19 protein-coding genes and 1 tRNA gene are annotated in these 18454 nt (G+C 65.1%); 6 read left to right on the top strand and 14 right to left on the bottom strand.

Annotated elements, in window-relative coordinates; all coding sequences use genetic code 11:
* Positions 1-2 precede the first annotated feature (2 nt).
* From Q1J79_RS02305 to Q1J79_RS02270, 8 genes are all read right to left on the bottom strand, one after another.
* Positions 3-1688, bottom strand: a complete 1686-nt coding sequence (locus Q1J79_RS02305) for a DUF6538 domain-containing protein (RefSeq protein ID WP_300295939.1) — start codon at positions 1686-1688, stop codon at positions 3-5.
* 94 nt (positions 1689-1782) lie between these two features.
* Positions 1783-1856 (bottom strand) — tRNA-Gln (locus Q1J79_RS02300).
* 65 nt (positions 1857-1921) lie between these two features.
* Positions 1922-3208 (bottom strand): class I SAM-dependent RNA methyltransferase, encoded by a 1287-nt coding sequence (locus Q1J79_RS02295; RefSeq protein WP_300295936.1) that lies wholly within the window; start codon positions 3206-3208, stop codon positions 1922-1924.
* Complete coding sequence (locus tag Q1J79_RS02290) at positions 3201-3965, bottom strand: TlyA family RNA methyltransferase (RefSeq protein ID WP_300295934.1); 765 nt, start codon at positions 3963-3965, stop codon at positions 3201-3203. The genes Q1J79_RS02295 and Q1J79_RS02290 overlap by 8 nt, the downstream gene beginning before the upstream one ends.
* Complete coding sequence (locus Q1J79_RS02285; protein ID WP_300295931.1) at positions 3962-5320, bottom strand: MATE family efflux transporter; 1359 nt, start codon at positions 5318-5320, stop codon at positions 3962-3964. Before Q1J79_RS02285 ends, Q1J79_RS02290 begins: the two co-directional genes overlap by 4 nt.
* Positions 5321-5332: 12 nt before the next feature.
* Entirely contained in the window at positions 5333-7249 is a 1917-nt protein-coding gene (gene dxs, locus Q1J79_RS02280; protein WP_300295927.1) for a 1-deoxy-D-xylulose-5-phosphate synthase, read from the bottom strand.
* 16 nt (positions 7250-7265) lie between these two features.
* Positions 7266-8183 carry a polyprenyl synthetase family protein gene (locus Q1J79_RS02275; protein ID WP_300295924.1) on the bottom strand — a complete coding sequence of 306 codons (918 nt, stop codon included), beginning with the start codon at positions 8181-8183 and terminating at the stop codon, positions 7266-7268.
* A gap of 1 nt (position 8184) precedes the next feature.
* A complete protein-coding gene (locus Q1J79_RS02270; protein ID WP_300295921.1) occupies positions 8185-8463 on the bottom strand; it encodes an exodeoxyribonuclease VII small subunit in 279 nt (92 codons plus the stop codon).
* Between the two features lie 148 nt (positions 8464-8611).
* On the opposite strand from Q1J79_RS02270, the gene Q1J79_RS02265 reads away from it, so the two are divergent.
* Both Q1J79_RS02265 and Q1J79_RS02260 read left to right on the top strand, forming a co-directional pair.
* On the top strand, positions 8612-9298 hold the full coding sequence (locus Q1J79_RS02265; protein ID WP_300295918.1) for a lipid-binding SYLF domain-containing protein: 687 nt from the start codon (positions 8612-8614) through the stop codon (positions 9296-9298).
* Positions 9295-9726 (top strand): DUF3293 domain-containing protein, encoded by a 432-nt coding sequence (locus tag Q1J79_RS02260; protein ID WP_300295916.1) that lies wholly within the window; start codon positions 9295-9297, stop codon positions 9724-9726. The genes Q1J79_RS02265 and Q1J79_RS02260 overlap by 4 nt, the downstream gene beginning before the upstream one ends.
* 1 nt (position 9727) lies before the next feature.
* Here the strand turns inward: Q1J79_RS02260 and Q1J79_RS02255 are convergent, their stop codons facing one another.
* The 4 genes from Q1J79_RS02255 to meaB form a co-directional block, all read right to left on the bottom strand.
* Entirely contained in the window at positions 9728-10912 is a 1185-nt protein-coding gene (locus Q1J79_RS02255; protein WP_300295913.1) for an acetyl-CoA C-acyltransferase, read from the bottom strand.
* 93 nt (positions 10913-11005) lie between these two features.
* Positions 11006-12154, bottom strand: a complete 1149-nt coding sequence (locus Q1J79_RS02250; protein ID WP_300295910.1) for an acyl-CoA dehydrogenase family protein — start codon at positions 12152-12154, stop codon at positions 11006-11008.
* A gap of 27 nt (positions 12155-12181) precedes the next feature.
* Positions 12182-13345 (bottom strand): pyridoxal phosphate-dependent aminotransferase, encoded by a 1164-nt coding sequence (locus Q1J79_RS02245; RefSeq protein ID WP_300295907.1) that lies wholly within the window; start codon positions 13343-13345, stop codon positions 12182-12184.
* A gap of 2 nt (positions 13346-13347) precedes the next feature.
* On the bottom strand, positions 13348-14313 hold the full coding sequence (gene meaB, locus Q1J79_RS02240; protein WP_300295905.1) for a methylmalonyl Co-A mutase-associated GTPase MeaB: 966 nt from the start codon (positions 14311-14313) through the stop codon (positions 13348-13350).
* A 69-nt stretch (positions 14314-14382) separates the two neighbouring features.
* Here meaB and Q1J79_RS02235 point away from each other — a divergent pair, with 69 nt between their 5' ends.
* Both Q1J79_RS02235 and Q1J79_RS02230 read left to right on the top strand, forming a co-directional pair.
* Entirely contained in the window at positions 14383-15186 is an 804-nt protein-coding gene (locus Q1J79_RS02235; RefSeq protein ID WP_300295903.1) for an ABC transporter permease, read from the top strand.
* Positions 15187-15400: 214 nt separating this feature from the next.
* A complete protein-coding gene (locus Q1J79_RS02230; RefSeq protein WP_300295900.1) occupies positions 15401-15562 on the top strand; it encodes a hypothetical protein in 162 nt (53 codons plus the stop codon).
* Positions 15563-15673: 111 nt separating this feature from the next.
* Here the strand turns inward: Q1J79_RS02230 and Q1J79_RS02225 are convergent, their stop codons facing one another.
* The gene (locus Q1J79_RS02225; protein WP_300295897.1) at positions 15674-16147 is read right to left on the bottom strand and encodes a MarR family transcriptional regulator; all 474 of its coding nucleotides are present in this window, start codon (positions 16145-16147) and stop codon (positions 15674-15676) included.
* Between the two features lie 29 nt (positions 16148-16176).
* Here Q1J79_RS02225 and Q1J79_RS02220 point away from each other — a divergent pair, with 29 nt between their 5' ends.
* Together Q1J79_RS02220 and Q1J79_RS02215 are read left to right on the top strand one after the other, a co-directional pair.
* Positions 16177-16545, top strand: a complete 369-nt coding sequence (locus Q1J79_RS02220; RefSeq protein ID WP_300295895.1) for a nuclear transport factor 2 family protein — start codon at positions 16177-16179, stop codon at positions 16543-16545.
* Positions 16546-16556: 11 nt separating this feature from the next.
* Positions 16557-16994 (top strand): PaaI family thioesterase, encoded by a 438-nt coding sequence (locus tag Q1J79_RS02215; RefSeq protein ID WP_300295892.1) that lies wholly within the window; start codon positions 16557-16559, stop codon positions 16992-16994.
* A gap of 114 nt (positions 16995-17108) precedes the next feature.
* Here the strand turns inward: Q1J79_RS02215 and Q1J79_RS02210 are convergent, their stop codons facing one another.
* On the bottom strand, positions 17109-18332 hold the full coding sequence (locus Q1J79_RS02210; RefSeq protein ID WP_300295889.1) for a C45 family peptidase: 1224 nt from the start codon (positions 18330-18332) through the stop codon (positions 17109-17111).
* Positions 18333-18454 lie beyond the last annotated feature (122 nt).

The raw sequence follows: 18454 nt of genomic DNA, 5'->3' as shown, positions 1-18454 counted from the left end.
GGTCAGAGCCGGAATAGATCGGCAGTGATGCCTTCGTATCGGATAGCATCGATGGCCGGCTTTAACACCGTAAGGGGCGACCGCTTACCATAACGCTTGCGCTCACCTTCGCCGGCATGTCCTTCCAACTCGTCCATGACATCGGTATGGACGCCAGCCCACTTCATTGCCGATACCGCGTTGTGCCGCAGGCTATGGAAATCTACCCCTTTTTCATCGGGCTTATTGATCGCCACGTTCAGCGCCCGAGTATACCGAGAAAACCATTTCGAGAAGGCATACCCGAAGCGGTCTGCCACCCCTCCAACAGAAAGATCGTAGAACACGAGCCCTTTGCCCCTCTGCCGTGCTGACTCTAGGTAGTTCAGAAAGCCGATCTCAAGAACGAGGGAGTGAAGCGGAACCCTTCGCCGCGCGGCGGGTGACTTCAATTTCTTTTCGGGCAAGCCGGCAATCGGATCAGCGCCGCCGGGGGTGATATCGATAAACCAAACACCTTCTTCACTCTTGATATCAGCAATTCTGAGCTGCGACATTTCTTCGAGCCGAACAGGATGGAAGGCGCCAAGAATCGGCAACCAGTACCTCGCGTCTCTTTTGATAAAATCTCCGGGCGTTGATCGCATCCACTCTGATTTTGCCCCCCGGTAAAGCGGCGAAGAAAAAAGGCGAATAAGCTGCTCTACCGACCAAGCAGGGCGTTCTTCTGACGGCAGCCTGTCGTCCTTATAAGAATACACCCCTCTAGCCGGGTTTTTATCAACATAGCCTTTATTTTCGAGCCATTTGAAGAAGGTGCTTATATTGCTGACGTGCTTCTTCACAGACTTCGGCGCCAAACACTCGATATTCCCATCCGCCTTGGTCATGGCAACCAACTCGGCAAGTGTCTTTCCACTAAATGCAGGCACCTTACCTCGCAAGCGCGGCAACGCCTGAAGCATCGTGGCGAATTCGGCAATTTCAGTCCTGTGGTAACGATCCACCCGCTTATCGCCGCACCACTCAATAAACATAGCTTTGGTATTGCGGTTATCTCGCTGTTGATCTGGACCCCACTGATCCATGTGTAGCTTCTCGGCTACAAAGAGATCGAACCCGGCGGAGAATTTCGGCACAGGCTTACGAGCGTCGGCCTCGGCCCCTTTGAACAGAGAATCAGCCTCGACCACGCCATGATCACCGCTGAAACGTGCCTTGTGAACGCGGGCAACTTCCACATATGCGCGCAAAATATACTCACACAGACGCTTGAAGCCATCACTCTGCTCATCCACCTCCAAACCGCGTGACTGCAATAACTCGATTGCGTCCGGTGCAGCGTTACCGAGGAAGCCCATACGAAGCTGCTCTTTCGCGCCTTCAACCCTTCGCTCAGCTTGCACTGCGCCCTTTTCCGAGTACCGCTTCTTGGCCTTTTCGAAGTCCCTCAGTGTCGTCGCATAATATTCACGAGCGAGTTCCTCGATCTGCTGCTGTGTCAACTCGACTTGCTGCCGAACCATCCGAAATAACCGATCTGTTGCCACCGCGAGACGGCGGGCGCGCTCCAATGCTTCGGCGTGCGGTACGCTGCCGATGCTGCGGATCAACTCTTGCTGACCGCCAAACCGAGAAACAAGTGCCGGAGGGATGCGGCGCCGGAAGTCATATCGGCCGCCAACAACGCGCAGAAACCTATTGCTCATGCCTCGCTCCTGTGGACTGTCAGAGCGGACACGGCGAAAATCGCCCTGCCTTGTCGGCAGATTTCATAAGTATTTGAAATATTTAAGAAAGTTTTGGCTGGGGGACTAGGATTCGAACCTAGACAACCAGAGTCAGAGTCTGGGGTCCTACCGTTAGACGATCCCCCAGCAGGGATCGGGTGCGGGATATAGCCGGTCCCCGGCCGCTTTGCAACCCCTGCCCCTGTTCCTGTTTAACGCCTGAAAAGGCTGATGATTTCCAGATGCGGCGACCAGCGGAACTGGTCGATCGGCACGGCCCTCTCCAGCCGCCAGCCGGCATCGGCGAGCGTGCGGGCGTCGCGGGCGAAACTGGAGGGGTCGCAGGCCGCCATCACCACCAGCGGCGGCGCCGCGCCGGCCCCGGCTGCTTCGGCCAGCTGCTGCACCTGGGCCTTGGCGCCTGCGCGCGGCGGATCGAGCAGCACGGCATCGAGTTTCTTCAGCTCCGCCCGGGTCAGCGGCTGGCGCTCCAGGTCGCGCGCCTGGGCATTGAGCCGCCCGGCCAGCCCGGCGGTTTTGACCGCCGCCTGCAGGGCCGCAATCGCCGGCCGGTCGGCATCGGCGGCCAGCACGGTCTTGCCGGCCCCGGCCAGGCGCAGCGCAAAAGCGCCGCAGCCCGAGAAGAGATCGGCGACGCGCCTGGCGTCTTTCAAAGCCTCCAGCGCGAAATCCGCCATCGCCTGCTCGGCTTCCACCGTCGCCTGCAGGAACCCGCCCGGCGGCAGGATCACGCCATGTTCGCCGAACCGCACCCTTGGCGGCGCCTCGCCCTGGTAGAGCAGTTCGGCGTCGCCGCGTGGATCGAAGCGCCAGCTCAACCGCGCCAGGCCGATGGCCTTGGCGGCCTTGCTGAGTGCGATCCGCTCTTGCACCCGCATCTTCAGCTTGCCGGTGATCAGTGCATCCAGCCCGGTCTCGGTATCGGTGAGTTTCAGGTCGATGGCCCAGCCATCGCCCAGCACCTCGATCAAGGCGGCGCGCAAGGCCGGCAGCGGCGCCAGCAAAGCCGGCCGCAGCACGGTGCAGTCTTCCAGGTCGACGATCTTGCGGCTGGCGGCTTCATGGAAGCCGAGCAGCACCTTGTCCTTCACGCGGCGGACGATGAACTCGGCGCGCCGGCGTGACTGCGCCGGCACGGTGACCAGGTTGTCCACCGCCGGGTCGACGAAATCCCGCCGCGTCAGCGCGGCAGCCAGCTTGTCGCGTTTCCATGCGTTATAAGGCGCCTCGGCCCAGTGCTGCAGGGCGCAGCCGCCGCAGGCCTGGAAATGCCGGCAGGGCGGCTCGACGCGGTCGGGCCCTTCCGCTTCCAGCACGCTGACATGCGCGGCGAAACCGTCGCCACGTTCCTCGCCCACCTTGGCGGCCACGCGGTCGCCCGGCACGGTGAAAGGCACGTAATACCGGATGCCGTCATGGGTCAGCACGCCATGGCCCTGCCCGCCCATCCGCTCGATCACGCCGTCCACGTCACGCATCAACTTTCCCGCCAATCTCTTTTTCGGCTGCGATCAGGAACTCGCGGTTGCCTTCGGGGCCCAGGATCGGGCTCGGCTCGATGCCGATCACCCGCCAGCCCGGCAATCCGGCCCACCAGTCATGGATGCGGGCACAAACTTCCTCGTGCAAAGCCGGGTCGCGCACCACGCCGCCCTTGCCAACCCGCTCGCGCCCGACCTCGAATTGCGGCTTGATCAGCGCCACCGCCCAGGCCCCCGGCCTGGCCAGCGACAAAGCCGCCGGCAGCACGGTCTGCAGCCCGATGAAGCTGGCGTCGCAGACCACGACATCAATCGGATCGGGGATCCGCGTGGCATCCAGATGCCGTGCGTTGGTTTTCTCCAGCACCACCACGCGCGGGTCGTTGCGCAGGCGCCAGTCGAGTTGCCCCTCGCCTACATCGACGGCATAGACCCTGGCCGCGCCGTGCTGCAGCAGCACGTCGGTGAAGCCGCCGGTGGAGGCGCCGACATCGATGCAGATGCGATCCTGCGGGCTCAGGGAGAAATGCTGGATGGCATGCGCCAGTTTCACGCCGCCGCGGCTGACCCAGGGATGCGGCTTGCCGCGCAGTTCCAGCGGCAGGTCGCTGGCAATCGACAGGCCCGGCTTGTCCAGCCGCTTCTCGCCCGAGAAGACCAGGCCAGCCATGATGGCGGCCTGCGCCTTGGCCCGGCTTTCCGCCAGGCCGCGCTCGACCAGCGCCTGGTCCAGACGCAGCTTGGGGGCCTTCATGCCGCGCGCTCCTGCATGCGGCGCAGCCTATGGCTCTGCCGGGCAAAACGCCAGAGCAGCAGGGCGGCCACCACGGCCAGCCCGACCACCAGGCCGATCCACACGCCGATGCCGCGCAGCGGCGTGTAGAAGCCGAACCAGATGGCAATGGGAAAACCGATCAGCCAGTAGCCCACCAGCGTCATCACCATCGGGGTTGCGGTATCCTTCAGGCCACGCAGGGCGCCGTTGGCAACTCCCTGGGCGCCATCGACCAGCTGGAACAAAGCCGCCATGCCCAGATAGGTGGTGGCGAGCAGGAAGACCTCCGAATTGCGGTCGGCCACGAACACGCCGATCAGCGTCGCGCCGGCGAAACCGAAGATCAGCGCGGTGCACAGCATGAAGGACATGCCCATGGCAATCGCGATCCAGCCGGCATGCGCCACGCCGGCGGCATCGCGCGCGCCAGCGGCGAGGCCGACGCGCACCGTGGCCGCCTGGCCCAGCCCCATCGGCACCATGAAGGCAATCGCCGCCCATTGCAGGGCGATCTGGTGCGCGGCCACGTCTGTCGCGCCCAGCCGGCCCATCAGCAGGGCGGCGGCCGAGAACAGCCCGATCTCGGCGCCCAGCGCCAGCGAGATCGGCAGCGCCACGCGCAGGAAGGCGGTCATGCGGCGCGGCGTGGTGCGCCACCAGCCGCGCGACAGCTGATAGGAGGCGAACTGCGGATCGCGCGCGATGTACCAGACAATGCCAAGCAGGATGGCCAGGTTGACGATGCTGGAGCCCAGGCCGGCGCCGACCACGCCAAGCGATGGCACGATCCAGAAACCGAAGATCAGCACATAATTCACCGCGGCATTCAGCAGCAGGGCAATGACCGTGAGCACCAGGGCAACGCGCGGACGCTCCAGCACCGAGACAAAGCCGCGCAGCACCATAAACCACAGCGATGTGATGAACATGCCGCTGATTGCCTGCATGAACGGCACGGCCAGCGCAACCAGTTCCGGCGGCTGGCCGATCAGCACCAGGAACGGCTCGATGACGATCATCAGCAAGGTGCAGATCAGACCATAAAGCCCGGTGGAGATCAGGCCGTCATGCACGGCCTGGCGCACGCCGTCACGATCGTTGGGATCGTAACCACGGGCCTGGGCCGCCAGCGCCGGCGTGGCGGTGGCCATGCCCAGGCCGATGATCCACAGGAAGCTGAAGATCGCCACGCCCAAAGCGGCGGCGCCCAATGCCTGTTCGCTGTAATGCGACAGCAGCCAGACATCGGTGGTGTGGATCGCCATCTGGGCAAGCTGGGTGCCGGCAATCGGCAGCGCCAGCACGAGCGTGGCCCGCGCTTCCCTGAGGATCATGACGGGCCTGCTTTATGCGCGGACGGAAAGGTCGGAGCGACCAAGCGCTGACAGCGCCATGGCGACGATCTGCGGCGCATTCAGCCCCGCCAGATCATACTGCTTCGCCGGCGCATCGTGATCGATGAAGATGTCCGGCAGCACCATCGGCCGGATCTTCAGGCCGTGATCAAGCAGGCCATCATGGCTCAGGAACTGCAGCACATGACTGCCGAAGCCCCCTACCGAACCTTCCTCGATGGTGATCAGCACCTCGTGGTGCCGCGCCAGCTGGCGCACCAGATCGGTATCCAGCGGTTTGCAGAAGCGCGCATCCGCCACGGTGGCGGTCAGGCCGCGCGCGGCCAGGTCGTCGGCGGCCTTCAGCGCCTCGGCCAAACGCGCGCCGAAAGACAGGATGGCAATCGAGCTGCCCTCGCGCAGCACGCGGCCCTTGCCCAGCGGCAGGATCGAGCCCCGGCCAGGCAGCGTGAGGCCAAGCCCCTCGCCACGCGGATAGCGGAAGGCCGAGGGCCGGTCGTCCAGCGCGGCGGCCGTGGCCACCATATGCATCAGCTCGGCCTCGTCGGATGCCGCCATCAGCACCATGTCGGGCAGGCAGCCGAGATAGGCGATGTCGAAACTGCCGGCATGGGTCGCGCCGTCGGCGCCGACCAGCCCGGCGCGGTCGATGGCGAAACGCACCGGCAGCTTCTGGATCGCCACGTCATGCACCACCTGGTCAAAGGCGCGCTGCAGGAAGGTGGAATAGATCGCCGTGAAGGGCTTGAAGCCCTCGCAGGCCAGACCGGCGGCAAACGTCACCGCATGCTGCTCGGCGATGCCGACATCGAAGCAGCGGTCGGGGAAGCGCTGGGCGAACAGGTCGAGCCCGGTGCCCGACGGCATCGCGGCGGTGATCGCCACGATCTTGTCGTCGCGTTCGGCTTCCGCGATCAGGCTCTGGGCAAACACCCTGGTATAGCTGGGCGGGCCGGCCTTGGGCTTGGCCTGGGCGCCGGTGACGACATCGAATTTCGACACGCCGTGATACTTGTCGTCGGCCGCCTCGGCCGGACCATAACCCTTGCCCTTCTGCGTCACGGCATGGATCAGCACCGGGCCGCTCTCGTCGTTGTCGCGGATATTCTTCAGCACCGGCACGAGATGCTCGAGATTATGGCCGTCGACCGGCCCGACATAATAGAAGCCCAGTTCCTCGAACAGCGTGCCGCCGGTGACCATGCCGCGCGCATATTCCTCGGCCTTCTCGGCCGCCGTGGCCAGGCCCTTGGGCAGGATCTTGTGGCCGAGCTGCTTGGCCAGCTGGCGCAGGCCCATGTAGGAGCGCGAGGAGAGCAGGCGCGACAGATAGGCGCTCATCGCGCCGACCGGCGGCGCAATCGACATGTCGTTGTCGTTCAGGATCACGATCAGGCGCGAATCCATCGAGCCGGCATTGTTCATCGCCTCATAGGCCATCCCGGCCGACATCGCGCCGTCGCCGATCACGCAGATGACGTTGTTCTTGCCATGCTTCAGGTCGCGCGCCACCGCCATGCCGAGGCCGGCGGAAATCGAGGTCGAGGAATGCGCGGCGCCGAAGGGATCGTATTCGCTCTCGGAGCGGCGCGTGAAGCCGGACAGGCCGCCGCCCTGGCGCAGGGTGCGGATGCGGTCGCGCCGCCCGGTGAGGATCTTGTGCGGATAGGCCTGGTGGCCGACATCCCAGATCAGCTTGTCGTCGGGCGTGGCGAAGACATGATGCACGGCAACCGTCAGCTCGACCACGCCGAGGCCCGCGCCGAGATGACCGCCGGTCACCGAGACGGCGTCGATCATCTCGCGGCGCACCTCGTCGGCGAGCTGCTTGAGCTGGTCGATGTCGAACTGCCGGATGTCGGCCGGCGTCCGCACCTTATCCAGCAGGGGTGTGCGGTTACTGATCATTGCTGATCCGATCGTGTCACGAGCGGCGGGTTATAACAAACTCCGCCAGCTCCTGTAAAACCTTGGCGGCCAGGCCAAAACGGTCCAGACGGCCCTGGGCCGAACTGGTTAACGTCCGGGCCTTGGTTTTTGCGCCCTCCAGGCCCAGCAGGCCCACAAAAGTCGCCTTCCCGGCCCCGGCATCCTTGCCCACCGCCTTGCCCAGTTCGGCGGCCGAGCCCTCATGGTCCAAGATATCGTCCGCGATCTGGAAGGCGAGCCCCAGATCGGCGGCATAATCGCGCAGAACCGCCCGGTCTGCCACGGATGCCCGCCCCAGGATCGCCCCCGATTCAGCGGCAAAGGCGATCAGCGCCCCGGTTTTGAGCGCCTGCAGATGGGCGATCTCGGCGTAATCCAGCGGCTGGCCGGCCGCCGTGCGGGTCTCGGCCGCCAGGTCGATGGCCTGGCCGCCGACCATGCCGCGCGGACCGGCCGCCCGGGCCAGCCCCAGCACAAGCTCAGCCCGCACCGCCGCCTCGGCATGGGTGGCCGGATCGGCCAGCACCTCAAAAGCCAGGGCCTGCAGCCCGTCGCCGGCCAGTACCGCCGCCGCCTCGTCGAAGGCCCGGTGCAGCGTCGGCTTGCCCCGGCGCAGGTCGTCATCGTCCATGCAGGGCAGGTCGTCATGGATCAGCGAATAGGCGTGCAGCATCTCGATGGCCGCCGCCACGCGCAGGCTGCCCGCGCGCGGCGCGCCGAACAGGTCGCCGCCGGCCACTACCAGCAGGGCGCGCAGCCGCTTGCCGCCGCCCAGCGTGGCATAGCGCATGGCGTCATCCAGCCGGGCGGTCGGGCCAGCGGGCTGGGGCAGCAGGTGGTCGAGTCCGGCCTCGACAGCCGCCGCCACATCCCGCATGGCCGCCGCAAGCACGGGCGACGGCGAATCATTCATCTTAATCGGCCTTGAAGGGCTGGCTGCCGGGCTGGCCATCGGCGCCGACCACGATTTTCTCGATCTTTTCTTCGGCGGCCTTCAGCTTGGCCTCGCAATGGCGCTTCAGCAGGGCGCCACGGCCATACAGGGCGATCGATTCCTCAAGATCGACCCGGCCGCTTTCCAGCTTGGCCACGATCTCGTCCAGGGCCTTCAGGGCCGCCTCGAAGCTCAGACCCGCGATATCGGCCGGAATGGTCTCAGGGGCGTTTTCCGCCGCATCCTTCGCCTTCGACATGCCGCCTCCACTCCACAATGCCGCCACAGTCTAGGGATGGGGTGTGGTCCCAACAACCCACGGCCGCCCCCAGGAGTCGGGGTGCAATGCCGTGGCCGAAGCAATATATTGCGATCATGGCTTTGCCAACCCGGAAAGGGACATCCCCATGTTGACCCGCCGCCATTTGTTGACGACCGCCGGCTTTAGCGCCGGCCTGCTGCTGGCCTCGCCCTGGACGGCCCAGGCCGCCGAAGACCAGAACCTGATCGATGCCGCCCGCATCACCGTCGACCGTTTCGCCGGCGACAACCAGTTCACCGACATGCGCCGCCGCCTGGCCCAGGCCAGGGGCGTCTTCGTCGTGCCACAGCTGCTGAAGGCCAGCTTCATCATCGGCGGCGAGGGCGGCTCTGGTCTGCTGATGGCCCGCACGGGCACGGGCTGGAGCGAGCCGGCGATCTATACGATGGGCGCCGGCTCGATCGGCCTGCAGATCGGTGGCGAGGCCTCGGAGGTCATGCTGCTGCTGATGAACGACAAGGCGGTGGATGCCATCCTGCGCAACGAGTTCAAGCTCGGCGCCGATGCCACCGTGGCGGCCGGTCCGCTCGGCATGGGCGTGGAAGCCGCCACCACCACGCATCTGGGCGCCGACATCCTGTCCTACTCGCGCAGCAAAGGGCTGGCCGCCGGCGTCGCCATCGAAGGCGCGGTGATCACCGCCCGGCACAGCCGCAACACCGCCTATTACGGACGCGAGGCGCATCCGCGCAACATCCTCTACGACAATGCCGTGAGCAATCCGGGCACCAGCGCCCTGCGCCAGGCATTGTCGGCCGCCGAAAGGCCGTGATCAGCACGACCACCCTGCGGAGTTACCGCGCCACCACCTATGCGGTGACCCTGCCCGATAACAGCCTGATCGGCCTGCGGCTGGACGAACCCAGCCCGCAGGCCGATGCGTTTCTGCGCCGGCAGGATGCCACATCACTGACCTGCCTGAATGCCTGGAACCCACGCAGCAAATGCGTGCCGGTGACACGCAACATGGCGGCGCATCAGCGCCTTGGCCGCGACCTGGCGTCGCGCGGACTGGCCGCATTGCCGCATATCGGCGTACCGGATCGCCACGGCTGGCGGCCGGAGCCGGGTTTCGCCGTGCTGGACCTGGAAACGGAAAAGGCCATGGCGCTGGCGGAGCGCTATGGCCAATTCGGTATTGTTCGTTACACGCGCGGCGGGGTGGCGGACCTGATCCTCACCCGCCACGCGCTGCGTTAGGTCAGGCCACTTCAAAGAGACCAGCACCGCCCTGGCCGCCGCCAATGCACATGGTCACCACCACGTATTTCGCGCCACGGCGCTTGCCCTCGATCAGGGCATGGCCGGTCATGCGCGCACCCGACATGCCATAGGGATGGCCGATGGAAATCGCGCCGCCACTCACGTTCAGCCGCTCATCCGGGATGCCCAGCTTGTCGCGGCAATACAGCACCTGCACGGCGAAAGCCTCGTTCAGCTCCCACAGGCCGATATCGTCCATCTTCAGGCCGAAACGCTGCAGCAGCTTGGGGATCGCGTAGATCGGGCCGATGCCCATCTCGTCGGGTTCGCAGCCGGCCACCGCCATGCCGCGATAGATGCCCAGCGGCTGCAACCCGCGCTTCTCGGCCAGCTTGGCTTCCATCACCACGCAGGCCGAAGCGCCATCGGAGAGCTGGCTGGCATTGCCGGCGGTGACGACCTTGTCCGGCCCGCGCACCGGCTGCAGGGCGGTCAGATTCTCCAGGGTCGTCTCCGGCCGGTTACCCTCGTCCTTGGTGAGCGTGATGTCCTTGTAGGAGACTTCCTTGGTCTCCTTGTTCACCACCGCCATCTTGGTCGGCATCGGCACGATCTCGGCATCGAACTTGCCGGCCGCCTGGGCGGCAGCCGTGCGCTTCTGGCTTTCCAGCGCATAGGCGTCCTGCGCCTCGCGGCTGATCCCGTAGCGCTTGGCCACGACTTCCGCCGTGTCGATCATCGCCATGTAGATCTCGGGCTTGTGCTTCATCAGCCATTCGTCGCGGGCGCGGAAGGTGTTCATGTGCTCGTTCTGCACCAGCGAGATCGATTCCAGGCCGCCGCCCACGGCAATCGGCACGTTGTCGTGGATCACCTGCTTGGCCGCGGTGGCAATCGCCATCAGGCCCGAGGCGCATTGACGATCGACGCTCATGCCGGCCACGGTGACCGGCAGGCCGGCGGCGACGGCACACTGGCGGGCGATATTGCCGCCGGTCGAGCCCTGCTGCAGGGCGGCGCCCATCACCACGTCGTCCACCTCGCCCGGATCGATGCCGGCGCGCTTCACGGCCTCGCGGATCGCGTGCGCCCCCAGGCTGGCGGCGTCTGTGTTGTTGAAGGCGCCGCGATAGGCCTTGCCAATCGGGGTGCGGGCTGTGGAGACGATGACGGCTTCGCGCATATTCTGTTTCCTCCGTTATACCGGTATGGCGCAGACGCTAGCGCCAATCTTTTTGCGGCGCAAACCTTCCGCAGCGGCAGCTTTACGTTCGCGTCAAGCCGGCCAGCGTTTGGCGATCTCTTCCAGCATCACTTCGGTGGCGCCGCCGCCGATGGGGTGGATGCGGGCGTCGCGGGCCATGCGCTCGATCTCGGACTCGCGCAGATAACCGGCGCCGCCATGGAATTGCAGGCAGTCATACATCACGGCATTGACCAGTTCGCCGCACAGGGCCTTGACCATGGAAACGTCACGCACCGCGTCGCGGCCCTGATCGACCGACCAGGCGGCGTGATAGACCAGCTGCCGCGCCGCTTCCGTGCGCGCCTCCAGCATGGCCAGGCGCTGGCGGATCGCCTGCTTGTCGGCCAGCACGCCGCCGAAGGCCTTGCGGGTCGTCACATACTGCCGGGTGATTTCCAGCGCGCGGCGGCATTCGCCCACCGCCATGGCGCCCAGCACCAGGCGCTCGTTCTGGAAATTCCTCATGATGGCGTAGAAGCCGCGATTCTCCTCGCCCAGCCGGTTTTCGGCCGGCACGCGGCAATTGTCGAAGACCAGTTCGGCGGTATCCGAGCAGAGCCAGCCATGCTTCTTCAGGCTGCGCCCCACGCTGAAACCCGGCATGCCTTTTTCCACGGCGAAGATCGAGATGGCGCGCGAGCCCTTGGCCTCCGGGTCGGTCTTGGCCGCCACGAAATACAAATCGGCATGCACGCCGTTGGTGATGAACATCTTACTGCCGTTCAGCACGTAGGCATCGCCGTCTCGCCTGGCGCGGGTGCGGATCGCGGCGACATCAGAACCCGCGTCGGGTTCGGTGACGGCCACCGCCGTGATCAGCTCGCCGGCGATGACTTTCGCGAACCAGCGGTCAAGCTGCTGCCTGTTGCCGGCATGGGCCAGATGCGGCGAGGCCATGTCGGTATGCACCAGCACGGTGGCGGAAAAACCGCCGAAGCCGGACAGGCCGCATTCCTCGGCCAGGATGGCCGAGGCCAACGCGCCCTGCTCACTGCCACCATAGGCTTCAGGGTAGCGGATGCCGAAGAAGCCGAGCTGGCCCATCTGGCGCAGCACGGCGCGCGGCACCATGCCGGCTTCTTCCCAGGCGGCGCCATGGGGGCGGACTTCCTGCTCGACGAAGCGCGCCACCTGCTCGCGCAGCTGCGCGTGCTCGTCGGTCTCGTAGATCAGCCTCATGCGTTTCCTCTTCCGAACTTTTCTTTTTTATTTGAGCTGCGGTACCAGCCGTTCGAGCGCTTCCGACAGCTTGGGCAGCGAGGCTGCGTAACAGAGCCGGATGCGGCCCTCGCCGGCCGAACCAAAGGCGATGCCGGGCGCCAGGCCGACCCTGGCGTTGCGCGCCAGCTCGACGCAGGTATTCAGGCTGTCGGTCATGCCGTCCAGCGCGAAGAAGGCATAAAAGGCGCCTTCCGGTTTGGCCAGCCGCACCCGCGGCAGCGGCGCCAGCGCCTGATAGACCATGTCGGCGGCGCGGCTATAACGTTCGACCAGGCCTTCGATGTAGCCGTCGCCCTCGTTCAGCGCCGTCACGCCGCCCCATTGCACGAAGGTGGTGGGATGCGAGATGTTGAACTCGGTCATCTTCTCCACCGCCGCGCAGAGCCTGGGCGGCGCCACGATCCAGCCCAGCCGCCAGCCGGTCATCGACCAGCTCTTGGAAAACGAGTTCACGACCACCACCGGGTCTTCCGGCTGTGCCAGCGTGTAATAGCTGGGTGCGTGTTTCGCACCACCGTAGATGATGCGGCCGTAGACCTCGTCGGAGAGAATCCAGATGCCGCGCTCCCGGCAGAAATCGAGGATCGCCTTCAGCTCGGCCTCGGAAGCCACCCAGCCGGTGGGATTGCCCGGGCTGTTGATCATGATCAGCTTGGTGGTTTCGTCGCAGGCATCGAACAGCTGCTGCAGGTCGAGTTTCCAGCGGCCGTCGTCCTGCGGCTGCAGGAACACGTCGCGCGGCTCGCCGCCCATCGCCTTGATGGCGGCGCGGCCATTCGGCCAGATCGGGCCGACCACCACGGCGCTGTCGCCCGGTTCGATCAGGCACTGGATGGTGATCATGATGGCGTTCATGCCCGAGGCGGTGACCACGATGCGGTCCGATCCGATCTCGGCGCCGTAGGCGCGCTTCAGGTAATCGCGGATCGCCTGCAACAGCGGCGCGATGCCGCGATTGGGCGCGTAGAAGGTCTCGCCTTTCTCCAGGGCGGCGGCGGCGGCCTTGCGCACAAAAGCCGGCGTCGGCTCGTCGCCTTCGCCGAACCACAGCTTGATCATGTCGGGGATGTCGGCCGAGGCGCGGGTGACAACACGAATGCGGGAACCGGGCAGGTCGAGAATGGATGGGCAGATGACGGCTTCGGACATGATCACTTCTGTTGTGGCAAACGGGAAACAAGCAATTCAGTCAGGCTCAGCAGGGCGCTGTCGATATCGCTGCGGCCGGACAGCACGGCATCGGCCAGGGCATCGACCTCGGCCGGCGGCAATTCAGCCAGGCCACGGCGCAGGCGGTCGAGCACCAGATTCTGCAGCAGCCGTCGCGTGCGGGCACGCGGATCGGGGCGTTTGCGCTTGCCTACGGCGGCGATGGCATCGGCCAGTTCCGGCACGCCTTTACCGGCCGTGGCGCTGGTCTGCAGCACCGGAACCGGGCCGTGACCACGCTGCGCCGACATAGCCGCAAGCTGCCGCGCCGAGCGTTCGGCGAAAGGCAGGTCGGATTTGTTCACCACCAGGATATCGGCGATTTCCAGGATGCCGGCCTTGATCGCCTGCACGTCGTCGCCCAGTCCGGGCGCATTCACCACCACACGCACATCGGCGATCTCGGCGATCTCGACTTCCGACTGGCCAGTGCCGACGGTTTCCACCACCACCACGTCGCGGCCCGAGGCGTCGAACACGTCGATCACGCGGGCCGCCGTGCGCGACAGGCCGCCGAGATGGCCACGGCTGGCCAGCGAACGGATGAACACGCCGGGATCGCCGGCATGCTGGCCCATGCGGATGCGGTCGCCCAGGATGGCGCCGCCGGTGAGCGGGCTGGACGGGTCGACCGCCACCACGCCGACGCTCAGATCCCGCCGGCGCAATTCGGCGACATAGGCCGAGACCAGGGTGGACTTGCCGGCACCCGGCGCGCCGGTGAAGCCGACCACCAGGGCATGGCCAAGCCGGCTGCGGATACCCTGCAACACGGCGGCGGCCTCGTCGGTCTCGTTTTCCACCGCCGTGATCGCCCGGGCCAAAGCCGCCCGCTCGCCGGCCAGCAGGCCGGGCAGCCAGTCCGGCGCGGAATCGGGGGCGGCTTTTTGCCCGGCTTGCTTTTGCATGGCAGCACCATACGCGCTATGTAGGCGGCCAGACAATAATCCGCCCCGCCTTCCCGCCCGGTTTGACCCATGCAGCCTTCCGCCACCCGACAACCCCGCGATTATGGACTGGTCAACTGGATCGGCCTGTGGACGCTGTATCTCAAGGAGGTGCAGCGCTTCATCAAGGTGATCACCCAGACCGTGCTGGCGCCGGTGGTGACCACGTTGCTGTTCTTCGCCGTCTTCGCCCTGGCGCTGGGCGGCGCGGTGCGGCAGGTGGGCGGCATGCCTTTCATCGAATTCCTGGCGCCCGGCCTGATCATGATGGCCACCACGCAGAACGCGTTCGCCAATACCTCGTCCTCTATCATGATCTCGAAGGTGCAGGGCAACATCGTCGACGTGCTGATGCCGCCGCTCTCGGCCGCCGAACTGCTGGTGGCCTATGCCATGGCCGGGGTGACGCGCGGCCTGATGGTGGCGCTGGCGGTTGGGCTTTCCATGCTGCCCTTTGCCGAGATCCGCGTGCATGACGGACTGGCGGCACTCTATTTCGTCTTCGCCGGTTCGCTGATCCTGAGCCTGATCGGCATTGTCGCCGGCCTGTGGAGCCAGAAATTCGACCACATGGCTGCCGTGACCAACTTCGTCGTCACGCCGCTGGCCTTCCTGTCGGGCACCTTCTATTCGGTGCAGCAACTGCCGCCCTTCTGGTATGCCGCCGCCCATGCCAACCCGTTTTTCTTCATGATCGACGGCTTCCGCTACGGCCTGACCGGCCATACCGACGGCGACGTGCTGGTCGGCGCCGTGGCGCTCGGCGCGGTGGCCCTGGTCCTGTGGGTGCTCTGCCACCTGCTGCTGAAGCGCGGGTATCGCCTGCGGCCGTGAGCAGCCCCGATTTCCGCCTTTCCGGCCCGTTTAGCCGGGGCTAAACGCGCCTGTCTGGCCAAACCCGGCCAAACTCGACCAAACTGAGCCAAAGTCAGCCAAACTTTGCCAAACTCGACCAAAGTTGGCCAACCCCGATCAAGGCGGGCCGCGCTTCCCGTCTGTCTCCACGATGTCCAGCAGCGGTGGCGGCGGAATCCGTCATCAACCCCATATGAAACATAAAAAGAACATTTCAAGAGGAAAAAAGACGCGCAAAGACCATGCCATGCCATGCCATGCCTTGCTGCCGGAAGACCGCGCCGTGCTGGACGCCGCCAGCAGCCGCCATGTCGAACGGCATGGCCTGCCGCTCGACAATTACCGCCAGTCCTGAGCGCGGCCGGTTCGCTTCAGGGAATGCCGCAGTTCCTCGCCGCCGCGCCGCTGCGCAAGGTGGGCGAGGCGGTGGGATCGCTGCAGGAGCAGGATTTGAACCACATCGCAATCAGCCCCGGCGCAGCGGCTCGGCCAGCACAGCCATGATGCGGTGCCAGGCCTGCTGCTGTGCCGGCGAGGCAACATCCAGTGCTTTCTGCATGGCATGGCGTTCATGCTCGGTGGCGGTCTGCTCCAACCGCCGCCCGGCGGCCGTGAGCGACAGCAGCTTGAAGCGATGGCGCGCCGGATCGCGGGTCACGGCGACGAGATTGCGCTCGGTCAGTTGCTTGAGCGGCCGATGCAGCGCCTGCTTGCTAACGCCGAGGATAACGAGCAGGTCGCCCACGGCGACATCATCGCGCCGCGCCAGGATATAGAGGATGCGGTGATGCACCCGCGTCAGCCCGTGGCGATCCAGATAGCGGTCGGCCTCCACGGTCAGGCCGCGGAAGCCGAAATGCATCAGTTCCAGCGCCTCGTCGAGGGGATGCAGCTTTCTCAGGTCAATAATATTGACTTGTGAAGCCTGACGCGGGATCATGACCGCACCATCACGGCAGGAAAGCTGCAATGACCAGAAACGACGCCGAACGCTTTGCCGCCGCCTGGGCGATGGCCTGGAATGCCGTGGATATCGATGCGGTGGTGGCTCATTTGGCCCTCGATGCGGAAATGCGCAGCCCGCTGGCCCAACGCCTGACGGGCCAACCGAGCGTGCGGGGACGCGAGAATATCCGCGCATACTGGGTGAAAGCCTATGGCCATATCAAGCACCCGAATCTGCGGCTGGAAACCTGCAGCTGGGATGGCGGCCTGCGCCGCCTGACCGTGTGGTGGCAGGCCGATCTGCCCGGCGGCACCACGCGCGCCAGCGAATACATGGATTTCGATGACGACGGCCTGGTCCGGCGCAGCGAAGCCTTTTACGGCGCAGCCTAGGAGGGATCGCCATGGACGGATTGAGTTTCCTGCGTCACCTGCTGGACAGCGGCACCACCCCGCCCGGCATCGGTCACACCCTGGATTTCAGCCTGCAGGCCGTGGACGCCGGCAGCGTGACGCTGACCGCACGCCCGTCCAAGGCGCATTACAACCCGCTTGGCACTGTGCATGGCGGCTATGCCGCCACCGTGCTGGACGGCGCCATGGCGCTGGCGCTGCATTCCACGCTGCCGGCCGGCCAGGGCTACACCACCACGGCGCTGACCATCCATTACACACGGCCGATGACGGCGGAATCGGCACCGTTGCGCGCCATCGGCAAGCTGGTGCAGCGCGGTGGCCGCGCCGCCAGCGCCACGGCGGAACTGTTCGACGCGGAAGGCCGCCTTTGCGCGCATGGCTCCAGCGCCCTGATGATCTTCGACATACCGGCGGCGAAAGCCTAGCAGGGCCGTTCCACGCGTTCTTTTCCAACAAGCACAAAAACGTGGATGCCCGGCCATGACGGATGAGTAGAAGCGAAGCCCCTTACACCGCCAGCATCTTCTCCAGCGCAACTATTATTTAGTCTCGCCCCTTGTGCGCCGGTAGACAGCAAGAAGCTCCTCCACCGGCACACCGGCCAACCGCATGCCCTTGAAATTGCAATTGGCGGTGATTTCGGCATTGACGAAATTGATATCGTCGAACCGCGCCGACGCGAGATTGAGGTCGCGAAATTCCGCGCCGGAAAGATCCTGACCGGCAAAAATTTTAGCATCCTTGCCGCCGAGATAGCCTTTCAGCCTGTCCACACCCAGCGGGCTGCCACCAGTCCAGGCTTTGACGCTGAAAACCTGCGGCGCGGCGTCGCCGCCGATGCCAATCAACATCTCACCTTTGACCGGATCGCAAACCATGGTGTGCAGCGTGCCGGCAAAGGCGGCATAGTTATGATGAAAGGCCGGCGAACGAGCATCATTCAGCAGATGAAACAAGGCAAAGGCATCGACTGGGTTTTGCGCCCAATGCTCCAGCGGCGGCAAGCGGCGTTTTGATGAACCATGGTTGGGTCGATTTGCCGCCTGCATCTCCCCGGCCTGAAAGTGATTGGTGCAAGTCAGCCAATCCCCACGCCGCACCGCAAGCCTGTCTGGCATGGCTTCCACGACTGCGGCGGCGCCGTCTGCATCCAGCAGGGAATAATTCGCGCCCAGCCCATGCGGCAACCGTTGCAGCAAGCCAATGGCTGCTTCGGTTGAGGCACATTGATCGAGCAGGATGCGTACAATCAGGATCGACACGAGGCCTGGACGCCAAATCGCCTCATTAACGAAATGCAAGCCGATGCAAAGTCCACGCTCGTTCATGCCGTCGACCCGCCCGGTATAACGGTCGGCGAAACCGATGCTGGCGAAGCTACCAGTGGACTGCGCGGCCACCAACGCGCGGTCATAGCGGCGGGGGCTGAAATCATAATTGCGGCCATACAAGCCACCCGACATGACAGCGGAGCAGCCGCGTTGCGGATATTGCAGCCGCCCATTAGAAAAGGCTGCGACTGCTTCCCCGAATGTTATCTCCAGCCCGTCGGCGATGCCGCGCAGCTCCTCCCATATATTTGGGGCGAAGCTCAATAAGGTGCGACGTGCATCCTCAATATCGAAGCTTCCAATGCGTAGTTTGCCCTGCGGCCAGCGAGCCCGAGTCCTGCGGACTTTCTTATAACCTGTCGCGAGTTGGTAACCGACATCGTACGGGGAGCCACGGCATTCAAAGACATCAACCGGTAGGGTCTTGAGCATCTCCGCACCTCTAGCCAGTTATGTGGTGCCGCCTACACCAGCAGCTTCTCCAGCGCGGCGCGTATCTTGGCCGGGATCGGCACCGGCTTCTGCACGCCGCGCTCGACGAAGACATGCACGAA

The organism is Ferrovibrio sp. (genome assembly GCF_029255545.1).
Classification (GTDB): domain Bacteria; phylum Pseudomonadota; class Alphaproteobacteria; order Ferrovibrionales; family Ferrovibrionaceae; genus Ferrovibrio.
The sequence above is the reverse complement of the archived record's forward strand: the minus strand, read 5'-3'. Positions and strand labels throughout refer to the sequence as shown.

Bases quoted from the DNA above. Each gene is read 5' to 3' on its own strand.
- Q1J79_RS02305 (WP_300295939.1), bottom strand. From the start codon at position 1,688: ATGAGCAATAGGTTTCTGCGCGTTGTTGGCGGCCGATATGACTTCCGG.
- Q1J79_RS02295 (WP_300295936.1), bottom strand. From the start codon at position 3,208: ATGCGTGACGTGGACGGCGTGATCGAGCGGATGGGCGGGCAGGGCCAT.
- Q1J79_RS02290 (WP_300295934.1), bottom strand. From the start codon at position 3,965: ATGAAGGCCCCCAAGCTGCGTCTGGACCAGGCGCTGGTCGAGCGCGGC.
- Q1J79_RS02285 (WP_300295931.1), bottom strand. From the start codon at position 5,320: ATGATCCTCAGGGAAGCGCGGGCCACGCTCGTGCTGGCGCTGCCGATT.
- dxs (WP_300295927.1), bottom strand. From the start codon at position 7,249: ATGATCAGTAACCGCACACCCCTGCTGGATAAGGTGCGGACGCCGGCC.
- Q1J79_RS02275 (WP_300295924.1), bottom strand. From the start codon at position 8,183: ATGAATGATTCGCCGTCGCCCGTGCTTGCGGCGGCCATGCGGGATGTG.
- Q1J79_RS02270 (WP_300295921.1), bottom strand. From the start codon at position 8,463: ATGTCGAAGGCGAAGGATGCGGCGGAAAACGCCCCTGAGACCATTCCG.
- Q1J79_RS02265 (WP_300295918.1), top strand. From the start codon at position 8,612: ATGTTGACCCGCCGCCATTTGTTGACGACCGCCGGCTTTAGCGCCGGC.
- Q1J79_RS02255 (WP_300295913.1), bottom strand. From the start codon at position 10,912: ATGCGCGAAGCCGTCATCGTCTCCACAGCCCGCACCCCGATTGGCAAG.
- Q1J79_RS02250 (WP_300295910.1), bottom strand. From the start codon at position 12,154: ATGAGGCTGATCTACGAGACCGACGAGCACGCGCAGCTGCGCGAGCAG.
- Q1J79_RS02245 (WP_300295907.1), bottom strand. From the start codon at position 13,345: ATGTCCGAAGCCGTCATCTGCCCATCCATTCTCGACCTGCCCGGTTCC.
- meaB (WP_300295905.1), bottom strand. From the start codon at position 14,313: ATGCAAAAGCAAGCCGGGCAAAAAGCCGCCCCCGATTCCGCGCCGGAC.
- Q1J79_RS02235 (WP_300295903.1), top strand. From the start codon at position 14,383: ATGCAGCCTTCCGCCACCCGACAACCCCGCGATTATGGACTGGTCAAC.
- Q1J79_RS02230 (WP_300295900.1), top strand. From the start codon at position 15,401: ATGAAACATAAAAAGAACATTTCAAGAGGAAAAAAGACGCGCAAAGAC.
- Q1J79_RS02225 (WP_300295897.1), bottom strand. From the start codon at position 16,147: ATGATCCCGCGTCAGGCTTCACAAGTCAATATTATTGACCTGAGAAAG.
- Q1J79_RS02220 (WP_300295895.1), top strand. From the start codon at position 16,177: ATGACCAGAAACGACGCCGAACGCTTTGCCGCCGCCTGGGCGATGGCC.
- Q1J79_RS02215 (WP_300295892.1), top strand. From the start codon at position 16,557: ATGGACGGATTGAGTTTCCTGCGTCACCTGCTGGACAGCGGCACCACC.
- Q1J79_RS02210 (WP_300295889.1), bottom strand. From the start codon at position 18,332: ATGCTCAAGACCCTACCGGTTGATGTCTTTGAATGCCGTGGCTCCCCG.